Below are 15,297 nucleotides of genomic sequence, written 5' to 3' on the forward strand. Positions count from 1 at the left end.
GCCAGAGGCGGTCCCGCCCGCGTGCCCTTCCACGGCTGTGCGCCGGCCGCCCGTCGGCCGGAGCCGGCAACCGAAGCAACTTGCCGAAAGTTTCAGCAAGTTCTTGCCAGCGGTGCGGGCGGCTGCTTGACTCACCAACCCGGTCGACCGGCCAACCGGCCCGAGCCGCGCGGACGGTGACCCGACCCGAGAGGAACGAGCCGACCACATGACCACCGAGACCGACGTACTCGTCCTGGGCGGTGCGGGCGTGGACACCGTCGTCCATGTCCCCGAGCTGCCGCTCCCCTACGCCGACAGCTACATGATCCGGCCGGGCATCGTGACCCGCGCCGGACAGAGCGGGGACTTCGTCGCGCTCGGTGTGCGCGCCCTGGGTCTGCGCACCCACCACATCGACCTGCTCGGCGCCGATCCCGAGGGCGACCTGGTGCGCGCGCTGCACCGGGACCGGGGCATCCCGCTCACCGCGGTGCCCTCGGCCGCGGGCACCAAGCGCGCCGTCAACCTGGTCGGCCCGGACGGGCGGCGGCTGTCCTTGTACGACGACACCCGCGCGCGGGAGTCCGACCGGCTGCCGGAGGACACCCTGCGCGCCCTGGCCGCCGCGAGCCGGCACGCCCATGTGGTGATCACCCACCCGTGCGCGCACGCCCTGCCGGTGCTGCGCGAGGCCGGGCCGACCATCTCGACGGACCTGCACGACTGGGACGGCGTGAACCCGTACCACGAGCCGTTCGCGCTCGGCGCGGACCTGGTCTTCCTGTCGACCACCGCGCTGGCCGACCACGAGCGCACCATGCGAGAGATCGCGGCGCGCGGCCGGGCCAGGATCGTGGTGGCCACCGCCGGGGCCGAGGGTGCGTACCTGCTGGTGGACGGCGACCTCACCCATGTGCCCGCGGTGGAACCGCCTGCGCCCGTCGTGGACTCCAACGGCGCGGGCGACGCCTTCGCCGCCGCGTTCCTGCTGGGCTGGCTGGAGGGCGCGGACCCGCTGCGCTGCGCGCGTTACGGCGCCGTCGCGGGCGCCCACGCGTGCACCGTGCCCTCGACCCGGGCCGACGCCATCGGGCGCGACGAACTTCTCGCCCGCTGCGCCGAGTCGGACGCCGACAGGGTGGCCGGTTGAACCCTGTCGCCCGGCCACCGGCACCGGTCGTGCCCGGCGGCAGGCCGTGTCCTCACCACCCGCACGGTTCCCCGGCGGGGCGTCTCACGGGACGCGCAGCGCCAGCACCGCCACGTCGTCGTGCTGGACGTCGCTCATCCGGTCCAGGAGTTCGTCGCGGAAGACGGGCAGCGGCTCACCGGCCAGCGCGGCCGCGTGCTGACGCAACCGGGTCAGTCCGCGGCCGATGTCCTCGCCGGGCCGCTCGACGAGGCCGTCGGTGTACAGCAGCAGGGTGGAGCCGGCCGGGAGGACGACGCTCGCCGTCTCGCGGGGCAGTTCCGGGTCGACGCCCAGGATGGGGGCGTGGCCTTCCTCCAGGAGCACGGTGTGGCCGTCGGGCCGGGCCAGCAGCGGCGGGAGGTGGCCGGCGTTGGTCCAGGTCAGCCGCCACGGCCCGGCGTCCGGTGTCTCGATGCGGGCGATGACGGCCGTGACCAGCTCGATGCCGGTCAGGCCCTGCATGACTCGGTCCAGGCGGCACATGACCCCCGCCGGGTCGTCGCCCCTGTCGTAGGCGAGGGCGCGCAGCATGTTGCGCAGTTGGCCCATGCGGACGGCGGCCGCCAGATCGTGGCCGACGACGTCCCCGATGGCGAGGACGGCCGAGCCGTCGGGCAGCGGGAAGGCGTCGTACCAGTCGCCGCCCACCTCGGCCCGCTCCCGCGCGGCGAGATAGCTGGTGGCGAGCCGGAGGTGGGCGAGGCCGGTCAGGTCGGGCAGCAGGGACAGCTGGAGCTGTTCGGCGGTGTGCTCCTGCATGGCGTACAGGCGGGCGTTGTCCAGTGCGAGGGCCGCGCGGTGGCCGAGGTCGGCGGCGAGTGCCTGCTCCTGCTCGTCGAACGGAGTCCGCGTACGGCGGACGAAGGTGAGCGCGCCCAGTTCCTGGCGCCGTACCCGCATGGGCACGATCAGGGCGCTGCGGGCGCCCAGGGTGCGGTACAGGGACCACTGCGCGGAGCGGAGCGGATCGTTCGGGTCGGTCGTGCCGAAGTCGGTCACCAGTACGGGTCCCGCTCCGCGCAGCACCTTCGCCAGGGCGCAGGCCGAGTCGTCCGGTCCGGGGAGGACACCACCGGACAGCACCCGCAGCGCCCGGTCGGCGTCACGGTCCGTGACCGTGAGCCGGCGCACGCCTTCGCCCTCGATCACGTCGACGACGCAGGCGTCGGCGAGCTGCGGCACGACGAGCCGGGCGAGGCGCCGCAGCGACTCCTCCGCGTCCAGCCCCGACGCCAGTGCGCGGCTCACGTCGGCGAGCAGCCGCAGCCGGGCGGCGGCCACCTCCGGCGACAGCTCCCCGGGGGTGGCCGCCGGAGGCGGCGGCTCTTGCCTCATCGTTCTCCTCCCGCGCGCAGGACCGGTCGCGCGCCCCGTGGCCGCGTCCCCTCCGCAGATTCCATCACCGACGGCGGCCGTCGGCGCGGTACACGGGCCGGGCGGCTGACCGTGGCGGGCGGCCCCGGCGTCCACGAGACGACGTGGTGTCACGGCGGGCCCCGGCCGTGGACCTGGACGGCGGAGGTGTCCTGCGGGGTGAGGATGCCGTTCTCGTCGGCAGGCTCCTGTGGGCGGCGCCCAGGGCGCACGCCGTGGAGCGTGTCACCCGGATCTCCGGGGATCAGGCCAGCGTCTCCAGGAAGTCGGAGCACGCCGCGGCGCACGCCCGGCAGGCCGCCGCGGCGGATTCCGCGCCGGGGTGGTCCTCGAAAGCGCCGGCGCATTCGAGGCAGACCCGTCGGCACCGGTCGACGCGGCCCCGCAGGCCCTCCTCGTCCTGGTGGTTCTCCTCGCACAGCAGCCGGCAGGTGGTGTCGCACACCTCGGCGCACATGATGCCGAGCCTGCGCACCCGCTCGTGGCTCTCGGGCCCGCCTGGGTCGACGAGGCTCACCCGCACCGAGCAGGCCCGGGCGCACTCCGTGCACGCCTGGGCACAGGTGAAGCGGTCCTCGAGGAACCGGTAGAGCTGCTGCTGCGAGGTCTGCGGGGTCACGCCGTGCGGGTAGCCCCGGCGGCGGGCGGCAAACCACAGCCACGTACCACCACCGGGCGTGAATGATGCCCGATTTAACCGGTTCATACGCTTATGGGATGGGTATCCCAGTGCTATGAACAGCGCACCGATGCAGCTCGCCGCGCCGAGCGGCCTGATTGGCCTCGTGTTCTTCGTCGTGGCCGTCGGCCTGCTGGCACTGCTCGCCGGAGGCTTCTGGATGACCTCACGGGTGAAGTATCGCGAGTCGGCCCGTCCCCGTCCCGAGGAGCAGCCGAAGCTGCCGCCCGAGGGAGCGGTGCACGAGGTCCGGGAGAACCGGGACTACCGGGAGGTTCCCAAGACACCCAAGGGCGGTCGTCCGCTCACCCCCTACGAGCTGGGCAACGTGGACTCCAAGACGAGCGAGGACCAGAAACGGCCGCGCTGGAGCAGCGGTTCCAGCGGATCCTTCGGGGGCGGCGGGCTGGGCGCCCACTGAACCCACGGGGCCCTCGACACCCTGGCCCGCGCCGGGCCGTCGTACGCCGTTCAGATCTCCTGCCGGGCGGCGTCCAGACGGCGGACGCGGGCCACGTTCCGTAGGTCCTCCGGTTCCTGGCTGGGCTCGGCCGTGAACCAGGCGTCCAGGATCTCCGTCAGCAGCGGTTCCGAGGTCAGGCGCAGGCTCAGGGCCAGGACGTTGGCGTCGTTCCAGCGGCGCGCGCCGTCCGCCGTGGCGGCGTCCGGGCACAGGGCGGCGCGCACGCCGGGCACCTTGTTCGCCGCGATGGACGCGCCGGTGCCGGTCCAGCAGCACACCACCGCCTGATCGGCCGTCCCGTCGGCCACGTCCTGCGCCGCCGCCTGCGAGCAGACCGCCCACTGCGGGTCGGCGCCCTCGCGCAGCGCGCCGTGCGTCCGCACCTCGTGCCCGCGCCGGCGCAGCTCGGCCACGAGCCGGCGGGCGACGGGTTCGTCCATGTCGGAGGAGACGGAGATCCGCATACCGGGAGGGTAGCGCCCGGGCCCCGCTCCCGGGGCGGACAGGGCGGGACCCCGGCACGCGCACCGAAGCCGCTGCCGGGGTCCGTGGACGGGCGGGCCGGGAAAAGGGCTGCTCAGGGGTGCTCGGGTCGCTGCGCCGGAGGCACTCCGCCGCCCTCGCCTCCGCCCTTGTCGCCCTTGTCCGAGCCGTGCGGGCGGGTTTCCGCGCCGCGCGCCTGGCGGGCCTTGAGCTCGCCGCTGTCCTGCGGGGTGGCGCCTCCCTTGTCACTGCGCCGCTGTTCGGGCTGCTGCGGATTGGACATGCGCCGGACTCCCTCCGGGTGGTGCGTGATCTCTCGTGCGCGGTCCGGGTTCCCAGGGGCGCGCACGTGACGCATGCCGCTCAGGGGCGGGTCAGCCGCTGGTGGAGGTGTTCGAGGGCGTCGAGCAGGACCGTGCGGTGGTACCAGGCGAGCCAGGCCGCGGTGTCGGCGGCGAGCAGGTCCAGCGCCTCGGCCTGGGGGGAGGCCGGCCGGTGACCGGCGTCGGGCCAGTGCACGGTGATCAGACCGGTGCAGCAGCCGGCCGAGGACAGGACCGGGACGCACTGGAGCGCCCGGGCGTCCGCGGCGAGCAGGGCGCGCCGCCCGTCCTCGGACAGCAGCGCGTCGGTGGCCACGTCGGGCATGCTCACCCGCCGGCCCCGGGTGCGGGCGACCGCCTCGGCCGTGCCGTCGATCCGGCCGCGCACGAGGTGGTCCAGATAGGCGTCCGCGCCGCCGTACCGGGTCTCCAGCGCGAGCGCGTTCACGGCGGGGTCGACGGACAGCACGTGTCCGGCCGGGGCGCGCACGATGGCCAGCGCCTCGTGCAGCACGGCCTCGATCATCTGGCCCCGGTAGCGGGGGTCGCGCCCCGCGCGGGCGAGGATCCGCAGCTGGGGCAGGGGCAGCGGGCGGCGGCCGGGGAACCAGGTCGGGCCGTCGGGCGGGCGGGCCACGACCACGGCGGCGGCGAGGACCCGCAAGGGCACGTTGAACCGCTGGGAGGTCTCGCGCAGCACCCGGAAGGCGCTGCCGGTGTCGGGCAGCAGGTAGCGGGCCATGAGCATGCCCTGGGCCATGCCGATCACGGGGGCGGTGCGCACCCGGGCGCGCAGGGCGCGCACCTCCTGGTGCAGGTCCTGGTACGACGGCCGCAGCGGGTCCGCCATCTGCGAGCGCCAGGCGGGCAGTTCCTCCACCCGGGAGGCGGCGCGGGCCAGTTCGCGCAGGGCCTCGTCCAGGGTGGCGTACAGCTGGACGCCCTCCAGGCGGGCCAGGTGCACCGCCTCGCGTACGCCCGGCCGGGCCCGGACGATGATCAGGTCCGGGCGGCCGGCCCGGCCCCGGGTCGTCTCGCTGAGCGTGCGCAGGACGGCGGCGCCGCCGAGCTGTACGTGGGCCATGTCGAGGACCGGCCGCAGTCCGGCGCCGTCCGCCCGGGCCAGGTGGCCGCGCAGTTCCTCGGACCAGGCGTGCGCGCCGTGCGCGTCCAGGGTGCCGGACATGCGCAGCAGCAGGGCTCCCTCGGCGGGCAGTCCCTCCACGACGGAGGACTCGATCACGAGGGGGGCCGGTGCGCCCGGCCGCGGGGAGGAAGCTTTCATGGCATCACCCGGGCAGGTCGAGTAAGGGCCGGTACGGCCGCTTCCTGGCCATGAATCTGACCTTGAACCACCACCACCTTGCACGGCGGACGCCGGACTCTCAACCGCACTCGGGCGGGCGCCGATCCGGCGGGGGCCGGTGGGCCGTGGGGTGTGCGGGGGCGGATGCCGGGTCGCGTGCAGCCGGAGGCCGTCCGTGCGCGCCGCCGGCCGCGTCATGACCGGTCCCTCACTGTGCCCGCGCCCCGGTCCGCCGCGCAACGACTGCGGGCCGGGCGTGTCGGACCGGGGCGGGCGGCGGTGGGCGCGGCGGGGCGTCAGCCGATGTACCGGCGGGCCGGGGAGGTCTGGCGGGCGCGTTCCAGGGTGGCCAGGCGGTGTTCCAGGTCCGGGGGTACCGGGTCGCGCTGGCGCAGCACCCAGGGCAGTCCGGCGGTGGCGTGGGCGAAGGCGCGGGCGGAGGCGGCGTCGTGGGGCACCGTGCGGATCAGGTGCCCGGTGCGGCGCAGCGCGGGCAGCAGCGGGCGGCGCAGCCAGGTGAACCAGAGGGTGTTGCGCAGGCCGAGGACGCGGCGGGCCGTGCTGTCGCGCAGCCGGGAGGCCTGGTGGTGCACGGTGAGTTCCTCGGCGTAGGCGAACCACCAGCCCTGGCGCAGCAGATCGCAGGCGAGCAGTTCCTCCTCGCCGCCGAGCCACAGCCCGGGGTGGAAGCCGCCGCCCGCGCGGAAGGCGTCGGTGCGCATCACCGTGGCGGCGGCGAGGAAGGAGCCGAGGGCCGGTCCGGGGAGCCAGTCGGGGCCGGACAGGGGCGACTCGCGCAGTTCGCGCACCACCGGGTCCTCGGTGCCGTCCGGCTCCACGACGATCCGCGCGGTGACGGCCGCGAGCCGGGGCCGGGTGTCGAGCAGGTCGGCGGCGCGGGCGAGGCTGCCCGGCTCCCACCAGGAGTCGTCGTCGCAGAACGCCACGTAGGGCGTGCGGACGTGCCGGACGGCCAGGTTGCGGCCGACGGCCCCGAGATTGCGGCCGGGACGCAGCAGGGTCGCCTCCGGGAAGTCGCGGGCGACGGCCTCGGCGGTGCCGTCGGTCGAGGCGTTGTCGGTGACGACGATCCGGGGGCGTTCGGGCAGGCGCCGCAACTCGGCGAGGGTGCGCAGCAGTTCGGCGCGCCTGTTGTGGGTGATGACGACGACGGTCGTACGGGCGCAGGTCATGGCGCGGCGTTCTCCTCGTCCCGGTCGTCCCGGTCGTCCCGCCCGTCCTGCTCGGGCCGGTCGGCCTGGCCGGCCTGGCCGGCCTGGCCGGCCTGGCCGGCCGGTGGTGCCGCGGCGGCCGGTGCGCGTCCTTCGGCCCACTGGCGGTCCAGCAGACGGGCCGCGTGTTCGACGTGCGGGGGCAGCGGGTCCCGGCGGGCCAGGGTGGCGGGGAGGCGGGTCAGGGTCTCCCGCAGGGCCCGGCGGGCGCCGGGGGCGTCGGCCGCCGCGGCACGGGCGAGCGCGGCGCCCGCGCGCAGGGCGACGGGCCAGGGGCGGCGCAGACAGGTGGTGAGGACGTGGTTGCGCCGGACGAGGAAGGAGCGTCCGGTGCGGCCGTGGTCCTCGGGGTGGTGGCGTGCGCACAGCGTGGGTTCGTAGGCCACGCCCCAGTCCCGGGCGGCCAGGTCGTAGGCGAGCAGGGTCTCCTCGCCGCCGAAGAACAGCAGCGGGTGGAAGCCGCCCGCCGACAGGAAGGCCTCCCGGCGCACCACGCTGGCGCAGCCGAGGAAGCCGAGGACCGGGCGGCCGGGCAGATCCGGTTCGGGCGGCAGGGGCGAGGCGGCGAGTACGGCGTTGAGGGGGTCCTCGGCGGCCTCGTCGCCGACGAGGGTGCGGGCGGCGAGCAGGCCGAGCCGGGGGTGACGGTCGAGGAGGTCGGCGGCGCGGGCGAGGCTGCCCGGCTCCCACCAGGAGTCGTCGTCGCTGAACGCCACATAGGGGGTGCGGGCGTGCCGTACGGCCAGATTGCGGCCGAGCGCCCCGGTGTTGGCCGTGGCGCGCAGCAGCCGTACGGGGGCGGGGTGGCCGGCCACCGCCCGACGAGTGCCGTCGTCACGGGAGTTGTCGACCACGATGACCGGTGGCCGTTCGGGCAGCGCGGCCAGCGCGTCCAGGGTGCGCAGCAGGCTGGCGGCGCGGTCGCGGGTGATGACGGCGACCGTGACGCGGCCGTCGGCCGGGGCCGGCGCGCGGCGGCCGGCCCGGCCGGGCGCGGGCTCAGTTGGCACGGGCCACCTCCGGGCGCGGGGCCGGCCGGGTCCGGCCCTGGCGCAGCAGTGTCAGACAGGCCGCGGCGACCTCGCCGGAGTCGATGCGCAGCAGCCGGGCGTCGGGGGTGCGGCCGTGCGGGTCGCCGGGCGGGCCGGGCTTCCACAGGGCGAGGTGGCGGGGGCTCGGCGGCGGTCCCCACAGACGCGGGGAGACCGGGCCGAAGAGGGTGACGGTGGGGGTGGCGTGCGCGTACGCGAGGTGGGCAAGGCCGGTGTCGCCGCTGAGCACCAGGGCCGCCCCGGCCACCAGCGCGGACAGTTCGGCGAGGGGCAGGCCGCCGGCCAGCAGGTCCTCGTCGTGCGCGCCGCTGCGCTCGGCGACGGACCGCACCAGGGCCTCCTCCCCCGGGCCGCCGGTGAGCACCACCCGGTACCCGGCCGCCCGCAGGCAGCGCACGACGGCGGCGAACCGCTCGGCCGGCCAGCGGCGGGAGCCGGAGGCGGCGCCGGGGTGGACGAGGACCGCGCCCGGCGCCGGGGAGGGTGTGCCGGGCGCGGGCAGCCGCAGGTCGAGCGGGTCGGCCGCGATGCCGTAGTCGTCCAGGAAGCCGCACCAGCGGTCCCGTTCGTGTGCCTGGGCCCGCCAGCCGGGGCCGTCCGGGCAGGCGTGGGCGAGCAGCCGGCGCGGGCGCAGGGCGGCGAGGGCGTCGCGGCTTTCGGGGCCGTTGCCGTGCAGGTCGATCGCCACGTCGGGCGGCGGGCCCGGCCAGTGCGCGAGCGCCGGGACCGCCCGGCCGGGCGCCTCGGCCGGGAACACGGCGTCCAACGCGCCGGTGGCCAGGGCGAGTCCGGCGAGCGAGGCGGGCTGTGCGAGCACGATCCGGTGTCCGGGGAAGCCGCGCCGGACGCCGCGCAGCGCGGGCACGCCGGCCAGCAGGTCACCGAGGCCCAGCGCGCGCAGCACCAGGACGCACGGGGCCCCGGCCGCGGGAGTCGTGTCGGACGTCGCCGTCACCGCCGCCCTCCCGACCGCACCGGCGAGGACGCCGCCCGGCGGGCCAGGCCGGTGGTCGAACGGCCGTCCAGGTAGGGCAGGAGGAGGACCTGGCCGCCCCAGCTCTCCACGAGGGGCTGTTCGGGCAGGGGGGTGCGGGCGTAGTCGCCGCCCTTGGCCCAGATGTGCGGGCGCAGTTCGGCGAGCAGGCGTTCGGGGGTGTCCTCGTCGAAGACGGCGACCGCGTCCACGCATTCCAGGGCGCGCAGCACCCGGACGCGGTCGGCGACCGGCACGAGGGGGCGGCCGTCGCCCTTGCGGCGGCGCACCGAGTCGTCGGAGTTGACGCAGACGATCAGGCAGTCACCGGCCCGGCGGGCGGCCTGGAGCAGGGCGACATGGCCGGCGTGCAGCAGGTCGAAGCAGCCGCCCGCGGCGACGACGGTGCGGCCCGCGGTGCGCACCCGGGCGGCGGTGCGCAGGGCGTCCGCGGTGGTGTCCCCGTCGGGCAGCGGCTGTTCGGGCCGCCGGGTGCGCTGGTCCTCGGCCGTCACCATCGCGCGGGCGCCGCCCTCGGCGACGTACCGGGTGGCCGCGTGGACGGCGGCCTGGACGGCGGCCTCGGTGAAGGCGCCGTCGGCGAGCAGTCCGGCGGCGGTCGCGGCGAACCGGTCGCCCGCGCCGCAGGGATCGCCGGAGGCGGCGGCCGGGGTCGGCACGAGCAGCGGGGTCTCGCCGTGCGACAGCAGTGCGCCGCGCTCGCCCAGGGTGACGGCGACCGCCTGCACCTGCCAGGCGCGGACCAGGGCGCGGGCGTCCCGGGCGGCGGTGCGCAGCCCGGCCCCGTCCCCTGACTGCCCCTCGTCGTCGTCCAGTTGGCGGACGAACACCCGCGCCTCCTGGGCGGAGGGCGTGACCAGACGGGCTCCGGGGACCGGGGGCCGGCCGCGCAGATGGGGGTCCCAGACCACGGAGGCGGTGGTGCGGGACAGCGCGTCGCGCAGGACGTCGGCGGTGCCCCGGCCGTAGTCGGCGACCAGGACGCCCCTCGCCGCGGTGATCGCGGCGACCGCCTCGCGGGTCGCCTCGCGGGCCCGGCCCTCGCCGTCGTCCAGGCGCAGCAGGGGGCGGTCCCCGGCCAGCACCCGGGTCTTGCTGCTGAGGCTGCCGTCGAGGGGCACCTCCACCAGTTCGACGCGGCCCGCGAGCAGTCGCCGCAGGGTGTCGCTGGCGGGGTCGGCGCCGAGGGCGGTGACGAGGGTGACCGGGCGGCCGTCGGCGGCGGCCAGGCAGGCCGCGAGGGCGGCGCCGCCGGGGCGGGAGCTGCGCCGGGTGCCGTGGACGACGGGCACGGGCGCGTCGGGGGCCAGCCGCTCGGCGTGCCCGCACAGGTCGTGGTCGAGGAGGGCGTCGCCGACGACGACCAGCGGGGTGCCCGGGGTGGTCGTACCGGGGTGCGTCATGCCTGTTCCTTTCCGCGGGTCACCGGCGTGCCGTCCACGGGCCGGGCGGCGGTGCGGGCCGGGGCCGGGGGGCGGCCGGGGGTGTCGCCGTCGGCGCGGGCGCCGCCGCCCCGGTCGGCCTCGCCGCGCTCGACGGCCCGGTCGAACGCCTCGCACAGCATGTGCACGGCGACCAGATGGAGTTCCTGCACGGTGGCGGAGAGCGGCGCGTCCACGCACAGGGCCTCGTCGGCGCCGAGCTGGAGCGGGTTGGGGGCCCGTCCGGTCAGCGCCCACACGGTCATGCCCAGGCGGTGGGCGCGGTCGGCGGCGGACAGCAGGTTGGCGCTGGCGCCGCTGGTGGACAGCAGCATCAGCACGTCGCCGGGGCGGCCGTGGGCGGCGGTCTGCCGGGCGAACACCTCCTGCACGCCGTAGTCGTTGGCGATGGCGGTGGTGGAGGAGGTGTCGGCGTGCAGGGCGAAGGCGGAGAACGGCGGCCGGTCGTCGCGGTAGCGGCCGACCAGTTCGGCGGTCAGGTGCTGGGCCTGGGCCGCGCTGCCGCCGTTGCCCGCGACCAGCAGCCGCGAGCCGGCGCCCAGTCGGCGGGCCAGTTCGGTGCCCCAGCGCCCGATGAGGGGACCCCGGTCGCGGAACGTCTCCAGGGCCTTCATCAGGTCGTCGCAGTGCGTGGTGTCGATGACGGTCTTCATCGGACGACTCCGGAGAGCGAGGGGAGGGCGGACACGGCGCCGTACGCCCCGGCGACGCCGTCGGCCACGCGGTCCCAGGTGTAGTGGGCCAGCACGCGGCGGCGGCCGGCCGCGCCGTACCGGTCGAGCCGGCCGGGGTCGGCGAGCAGGGCGCGGACGACCGCGCCGAGGTCGTGGTCGTCGTCGGCCGGGACGAGGACGCCGGTGGCGCCGTCCACGACGGTGTCGAGCTGACCGCCGACCGCGGTGGCCACGACGGGGGTGGCGCAGGCCATGGCCTCCAGCGGGACGATCCCGAAGGGCTCGTATCGGGGCAGGGACAGGACGAGGTCGGCGCCGGCCATCAGCCGGGGCATCCGGGTCCGGCTGACCCCGCCGAGCAGGGTGACGCGGTCGGCGACGCCGTACTCGCCGGCCAGGGCCTTGAGGCGCCGGGCCTCGGGGTCGGCGCCGAGGAGTTCGGCCTCGGGGCCGCCGGCGACGAGGAGTTCGGCGTCGGGGACGCCGGCCAGGGCGCGGATGGCGCGGTCGAAGCCCTTGCGGGGCACGAGCCGGCCGACGGCCAGCAGCCGCTTGCGGGCGCCCGGCGGCCGGGACAGCGGCAGCGGCGCGAACTGGACGGGGTCCACCCCGCAGGGCACCACGCTCAGCCGGTCCTCGGGCAGCCCCATGGCCTTCAGTTCGGCGACCTCGTCGCTGCACGTGGCGATGATCCGGGCGCACTCGTGGCCGATGGCCTCCTCTATGGCCAGGCGTTGCGGCGGGCTGGTGTCGGCGGCGCCCTGGTAGCGCCGCTTGACGGTGCCGAGGGCGTGGTAGGTCTGCACGACGGGGACGCCGAGGCCGCGGGCGCCGGACAGGGCGGCCAGGCCCGACATCCAGAAGTGGGCGTGCACCACGTCGGGCGGGCTCGCCGCCCACTGCCCGGCCAGGAACTCTCCGAACTCCACCATGTGCGGCAGGAGTTCGTCCTTGGGCACGGGTTCGGGCGGCCCGGCGGGCACATGCACCACCTGGACACCGTCGATGAGGGTCACCCGGTCCGGCAGGCCCGTCGAGTCCCGCCGGGTGTAGACGGTGACCCGGTAGCCCTTTCTGGCGAGTTGCCGGGCGACCTGGGCCACGTAGACGTTCTGGCCGCCCGCGTCCGGTCCGCCGAGCGCGGCCAGCGGGCTGGCGTGCTCGGAGACCATGGCGACGCGCCCGGCCGTGTGGGCGGTACGGCTCATCGGGTGACCTCCTTGATCAGGCGCTCCCAGTCGTCCAGGAAGCGCCGCTCTCCGTAGCGGGCCTGGGCCGCGGCCCGCGCCGCGTCGCCGGTCAGGCGCGCGTCCTCGGGGTCGGCGAGGAACGCCCGCACGGCGTCCTCCAGGACGTCGAGGCGGTTGGAGACCACCCCGGCGCCCTCGGGTACGGCTTCCCGGACCTCGGTGGTGTCCAGGGCGACCACCGGCATCCCGAGGAACATGGCCTCCAGCAGGGACAGGCCGAGCGAGGTCCAGCGCACGGGGTGCAGATAGACGCGGCACTTGGCCATCTCGCGGTGGAGCCGGTGCTGGGGCAGGTCGCGGGTGCGGCAGCGTTCGGGCGGCAGCCCGAGGTGGCCGGCGAGTCCTTCGGTGCGCATCCCGAAGACGTCCAGGGGGGCGCAGCGGGCGAACCGGGGCAGCAGGTCGGTGCCGGTCGTACGGCCCCTGCGCACGGGCTCGTTGACGACGACGGCGGCGCGCCGCTCGGTGCCGGTCCACAGTCGGCCGGGGTCCACGATGCCGTGCTCGACGACTTCGGTGGGGGCCCGCCCGTTGTCCCACATCAGCCGGTTGAAGTGGGTGACGTGTACGACGGGGATCGCCGACTGCCCGGCCAGCGGGTGGAGTTGGCGCTCCGGGGAGGCGTCGGGGCTGTTGTGCTCGACGTAGACGGCGGGCACGTCGCGGCCGGGGCGGCGCCCGGTCCAGCGTTCGGCCAGGGCGACTTCGTGCGGGCGTTGCAGGACCATCAGGTCGATGTCGGCGTCCCTCAGGCTCGCGGGGGTGTGCTCTTCGACGGCGGACGGCCAGTCCCAGGTGGCGGCGCGGCCGAGGCCGTCTGGTCCCCGGTCCTCGGTGACCGGGACCAGATAGGTGTGCGGGCCCTGCACGAAGGCGGTGAGCCAGGATCCGTGCACGTGCCAGACGAGGATGTTCATGAGGAGCGCTCCTGGATGAGCTTGTGCACCGCGCGCACCACGTCCTGCCCGGTGACCTCGTCCAGGCAGGGGTGGCCGGGCACCGGGCAGACGAGCGCCCGGGTGTCCGCGCACGGCGCCGACTGGTCGCCGAGCAGGATGGCGGGGACGCCGTAGGGGGCCCAGCGGTCGGCGGGGACCACGGGGGCGAACAGGGAGACGACGGGGGTGCCGACGGCCGCGGCGAGGTGGGCGGGGCCGGTGTTGGCGCTGACCACCACGTCGGCCATGCGCAGCACTCCGGCGAGGGTGCGGGGGCTGGTGCGGCCGCCGAGGTCCACGGCCGCGTCGCCGCTCACCCTCCGGGTGAGCGCCTTCTCGTGCGGGCCGCCGGTGACGACCACGCGGTGCCCGGCGTCGGCGAGCAGCGCGACCGCCTCGGCGCAGCGGTCCGGGCTCCAGGCGCGGGCGGGCGCGCTGGCGCCGGGGTGCAGGACGACGTAGGGGCCGTTGCCGGTCAGGCCGCCGGTGTCGGGGGGCGGCAGGACGCGCAGTCGGCCGTCGTCGCCGGGCGGGAGGGTGCAGCCCATGGCGGCGGCGGTGTCGAGGGCGGCCTCGGCCTCGTGCCGGCCGGGCAGCCTGCGGTGGCGGACGTCGAGCAGCCGGCCGGGGTGGTCGACGCTGTCGGCGCCGATCCGGCCGATCCCGGCGAGGCGCAGCAGCAGCGCGGTGGGCAGCGGGCTCTGGTGGAAGGAGGTGAGGATCAGGGCGGTGTCGTAGGCACCCCGGCGCAGGCGGGCGACCAGGTCGCCGATGTCCGCCGGGTCCACCGGGGGCGGTGCGAAACCCTCCCAGGGGGCCTCCCAGATGAGGACGTCCTCGACGCCGGGGAGCATCCGGGCGGCGTCGGCGCCGCGCGGGCCGCACAGCATGGTCACGGGGCCGTGGTGCTCGCCGACGGCGCGTACGGCGGGCCCCGCGAGCAGGACGTCGCCGAAGCTGTCGAGCCGGACCACGAGCGCCGTCACCGCGGCCACCTCCCCGGGCGGGCGCCGAGGGCGTCGCGCACGGCGGTGAGCGTGTCGGGGGCGCTGTGCCGGGCGAAGCGCCGCACCTCGTCCGGTGCGGTGGCCGCGTTGGGGACGAGGACGCCGCGGGCGCCGGCCGCCCGCGCGGCCAGCATGTCGGCGGCGATGTCGCCGACGACCAGGCACTCGGCGGCCGGGACGCCGAGGCGTTCGGCGGCGGCGAGGATCAGACCGGGCCGGGGCTTGCGGCAGGGGCAGCCGGTGTCCGGCGCGTGCGGGCAGTACAGCCAGGTGTCCAAACCGCCCAGCAGTTCGTCGGCGCGCCGGTTGACCCGGGCGACGTCCTCGGTGGTGAGCAGCCCGCGCCCGATGCCGGACTGGTTGCTGACCACCCCGGTGGGGAGCCCGGCGGCCCGGACGAACGCGACGGCCTCGGCGGCGCCGGGCAGCGTCCGCACCCGTTCGGGGTCGCCGTTGTAGGGCACGTCGACCACGAGGGTGCCGTCACGGTCGAACAGCACGGCGGAGACGGCACTCATCGGCCACCTCCCGGGGCACGGCCCTGCCGCACGCGCCGGGGCCGGCCACCGGGGCCGCGACCGGGCGGGACGGCGGCCGAGGCTCCGCCGGCAGCGCCGCCGCACGGCATGCCGTGACGGGGCGGGGGCGGGACGAAGGCCGGGGCCTGCGCACGACCGCCGCCGAAGGGCGCGCCGGGAACGGGCAGGACGGTGGCCGAGGCTTCTGCGCGAGCGCCGCCGAAGGGCGCGTCACGGCCGGGCAGGACGGTGAGCGGGACCGCCGCACGACCGCCGCCGGACGGCCGTCCACGACCAGGCAGGACGGCAGCCGTCCGGCGCCCCTCGGCCCGCGCCGAGGTCGCGCCGCCCCGTGCGGCCGACGCCGCGTGGCGCGCCGGCGGAGTTC

16 protein-coding genes are annotated in these 15,297 nt (G+C 76.7%); 2 read left to right on the top strand and 14 right to left on the bottom strand.

The genetic code is table 11. From position 1 onward, the window contains the following. Window positions 1-208 precede the first annotated feature (208 nt). Window positions 209-1,132: an adenosine kinase gene (locus ACSP97_RS03975; protein WP_355148842.1), complete on the top strand. Its 924-nt coding sequence runs from the start codon at window positions 209-211 to the stop codon at window positions 1,130-1,132. 84 nt (window positions 1,133-1,216) lie between these two features. Here the strand turns inward: ACSP97_RS03975 and ACSP97_RS03980 are convergent, their stop codons facing one another. Beyond that, the gene (locus ACSP97_RS03980) at window positions 1,217-2,509 is read right to left on the bottom strand and encodes a PP2C family protein-serine/threonine phosphatase (RefSeq protein ID WP_435644267.1); all 1,293 of its coding nucleotides are present in this window, start codon (window positions 2,507-2,509) and stop codon (window positions 1,217-1,219) included. Between the two features lie 283 nt (window positions 2,510-2,792). Next, window positions 2,793-3,167 carry a ferredoxin gene (locus tag ACSP97_RS03985; RefSeq protein ID WP_355148846.1) on the bottom strand — a complete coding sequence of 125 codons (375 nt, stop codon included), beginning with the start codon at window positions 3,165-3,167 and terminating at the stop codon, window positions 2,793-2,795. Window positions 3,168-3,282: 115 nt separating this feature from the next. On the opposite strand from ACSP97_RS03985, the gene ACSP97_RS03990 reads away from it, so the two are divergent. Then, window positions 3,283-3,648 (top strand): DUF6479 family protein, encoded by a 366-nt coding sequence (locus tag ACSP97_RS03990; protein WP_355148848.1) that lies wholly within the window; start codon window positions 3,283-3,285, stop codon window positions 3,646-3,648. Between the two features lie 50 nt (window positions 3,649-3,698). On the opposite strand, the gene ACSP97_RS03995 is transcribed toward ACSP97_RS03990, so the two are convergent. The 12 genes from ACSP97_RS03995 to ACSP97_RS04050 all read right to left on the bottom strand — a co-directional run bounded on the left by ACSP97_RS03995 (window position 3,699) and on the right by ACSP97_RS04050 (window position 14,909). Then, the gene (locus tag ACSP97_RS03995; RefSeq protein ID WP_358272781.1) at window positions 3,699-4,154 is read right to left on the bottom strand and encodes an RpiB/LacA/LacB family sugar-phosphate isomerase; all 456 of its coding nucleotides are present in this window, start codon (window positions 4,152-4,154) and stop codon (window positions 3,699-3,701) included. Between the two features lie 113 nt (window positions 4,155-4,267). After that, window positions 4,268-4,456, bottom strand: coding sequence for a hypothetical protein (locus tag ACSP97_RS04000; RefSeq protein ID WP_355326889.1), 189 nt, complete (start codon window positions 4,454-4,456; stop codon window positions 4,268-4,270). An 80-nt stretch (window positions 4,457-4,536) separates the two neighbouring features. Next, window positions 4,537-5,781: an ANTAR domain-containing protein gene (locus tag ACSP97_RS04005; RefSeq protein ID WP_355148854.1), complete on the bottom strand. Its 1,245-nt coding sequence runs from the start codon at window positions 5,779-5,781 to the stop codon at window positions 4,537-4,539. A 317-nt stretch (window positions 5,782-6,098) separates the two neighbouring features. Next, complete coding sequence (locus tag ACSP97_RS04010; RefSeq protein WP_440556326.1) at window positions 6,099-6,995, bottom strand: glycosyltransferase family 2 protein; 897 nt, start codon at window positions 6,993-6,995, stop codon at window positions 6,099-6,101. Continuing rightward, window positions 6,992-8,044 (bottom strand): glycosyltransferase family 2 protein, encoded by a 1,053-nt coding sequence (locus tag ACSP97_RS04015; protein ID WP_440556328.1) that lies wholly within the window; start codon window positions 8,042-8,044, stop codon window positions 6,992-6,994. The genes ACSP97_RS04010 and ACSP97_RS04015 overlap by 4 nt, the downstream gene beginning before the upstream one ends. Beyond that, window positions 8,034-9,041, bottom strand: coding sequence for a glycosyltransferase family 9 protein (locus ACSP97_RS04020; RefSeq protein ID WP_440556330.1), 1,008 nt, complete (start codon window positions 9,039-9,041; stop codon window positions 8,034-8,036). Before ACSP97_RS04020 ends, ACSP97_RS04015 begins: the two co-directional genes overlap by 11 nt. Continuing rightward, entirely contained in the window at window positions 9,038-10,483 is a 1,446-nt protein-coding gene (gene rfaE2, locus ACSP97_RS04025; protein ID WP_440556331.1) for a D-glycero-beta-D-manno-heptose 1-phosphate adenylyltransferase, read from the bottom strand. The genes ACSP97_RS04020 and rfaE2 overlap by 4 nt, the downstream gene beginning before the upstream one ends. Continuing rightward, the gene (locus ACSP97_RS04030; protein WP_440556333.1) at window positions 10,480-11,175 is read right to left on the bottom strand and encodes a D-sedoheptulose-7-phosphate isomerase; all 696 of its coding nucleotides are present in this window, start codon (window positions 11,173-11,175) and stop codon (window positions 10,480-10,482) included. Before ACSP97_RS04030 ends, rfaE2 begins: the two co-directional genes overlap by 4 nt. Further along, window positions 11,172-12,404 (bottom strand): glycosyltransferase, encoded by a 1,233-nt coding sequence (locus ACSP97_RS04035; RefSeq protein ID WP_355326906.1) that lies wholly within the window; start codon window positions 12,402-12,404, stop codon window positions 11,172-11,174. The genes ACSP97_RS04030 and ACSP97_RS04035 overlap by 4 nt, the downstream gene beginning before the upstream one ends. Then, entirely contained in the window at window positions 12,401-13,363 is a 963-nt protein-coding gene (locus tag ACSP97_RS04040; RefSeq protein ID WP_388312640.1) for a glycosyltransferase, read from the bottom strand. The genes ACSP97_RS04035 and ACSP97_RS04040 overlap by 4 nt, the downstream gene beginning before the upstream one ends. Further along, window positions 13,360-14,370, bottom strand: coding sequence for a glycosyltransferase family 9 protein (locus ACSP97_RS04045; RefSeq protein ID WP_440556335.1), 1,011 nt, complete (start codon window positions 14,368-14,370; stop codon window positions 13,360-13,362). Before ACSP97_RS04045 ends, ACSP97_RS04040 begins: the two co-directional genes overlap by 4 nt. Further along, window positions 14,367-14,909 (bottom strand): D-glycero-alpha-D-manno-heptose-1,7-bisphosphate 7-phosphatase, encoded by a 543-nt coding sequence (locus ACSP97_RS04050; RefSeq protein ID WP_355148872.1) that lies wholly within the window; start codon window positions 14,907-14,909, stop codon window positions 14,367-14,369. The genes ACSP97_RS04045 and ACSP97_RS04050 overlap by 4 nt, the downstream gene beginning before the upstream one ends. Between the last annotated feature and the right edge of the window lie 388 nt (window positions 14,910-15,297).

The sequence above is a fragment of the Streptomyces sp. SCPE 10 genome (assembly GCF_051980735.1).
Taxonomy (GTDB): Bacteria; Actinomycetota; Actinomycetes; order Streptomycetales; family Streptomycetaceae; genus Streptomyces; species Streptomyces misionensis.

Excerpts from the sequence above, each read along its gene's own strand:
- ACSP97_RS03975 (WP_355148842.1), top strand. The coding sequence starts at position 209 with ATGACCACCGAGACCGACGTACTCGTCCTGGGCGGTGCGGGCGTGGAC.
- ACSP97_RS03980 (WP_435644267.1), bottom strand. The coding sequence starts at position 2,509 with ATGAGGCAAGAGCCGCCGCCTCCGGCGGCCACCCCCGGGGAGCTGTCG.
- ACSP97_RS03990 (WP_355148848.1), top strand. The coding sequence starts at position 3,283 with ATGAACAGCGCACCGATGCAGCTCGCCGCGCCGAGCGGCCTGATTGGC.
- ACSP97_RS03995 (WP_358272781.1), bottom strand. The coding sequence starts at position 4,154 with ATGCGGATCTCCGTCTCCTCCGACATGGACGAACCCGTCGCCCGCCGG.
- ACSP97_RS04000 (WP_355326889.1), bottom strand. The coding sequence starts at position 4,456 with ATGTCCAATCCGCAGCAGCCCGAACAGCGGCGCAGTGACAAGGGAGGC.
- ACSP97_RS04005 (WP_355148854.1), bottom strand. The coding sequence starts at position 5,781 with ATGAAAGCTTCCTCCCCGCGGCCGGGCGCACCGGCCCCCCTCGTGATC.
- ACSP97_RS04010 (WP_440556326.1), bottom strand. The coding sequence starts at position 6,995 with ATGACCTGCGCCCGTACGACCGTCGTCGTCATCACCCACAACAGGCGC.
- rfaE2 (WP_440556331.1), bottom strand. The coding sequence starts at position 10,483 with ATGACGCACCCCGGTACGACCACCCCGGGCACCCCGCTGGTCGTCGTC.
- ACSP97_RS04030 (WP_440556333.1), bottom strand. The coding sequence starts at position 11,175 with ATGAAGACCGTCATCGACACCACGCACTGCGACGACCTGATGAAGGCC.
- ACSP97_RS04035 (WP_355326906.1), bottom strand. The coding sequence starts at position 12,404 with ATGAGCCGTACCGCCCACACGGCCGGGCGCGTCGCCATGGTCTCCGAG.
- ACSP97_RS04040 (WP_388312640.1), bottom strand. The coding sequence starts at position 13,363 with ATGAACATCCTCGTCTGGCACGTGCACGGATCCTGGCTCACCGCCTTC.
- ACSP97_RS04050 (WP_355148872.1), bottom strand. The coding sequence starts at position 14,909 with ATGAGTGCCGTCTCCGCCGTGCTGTTCGACCGTGACGGCACCCTCGTG.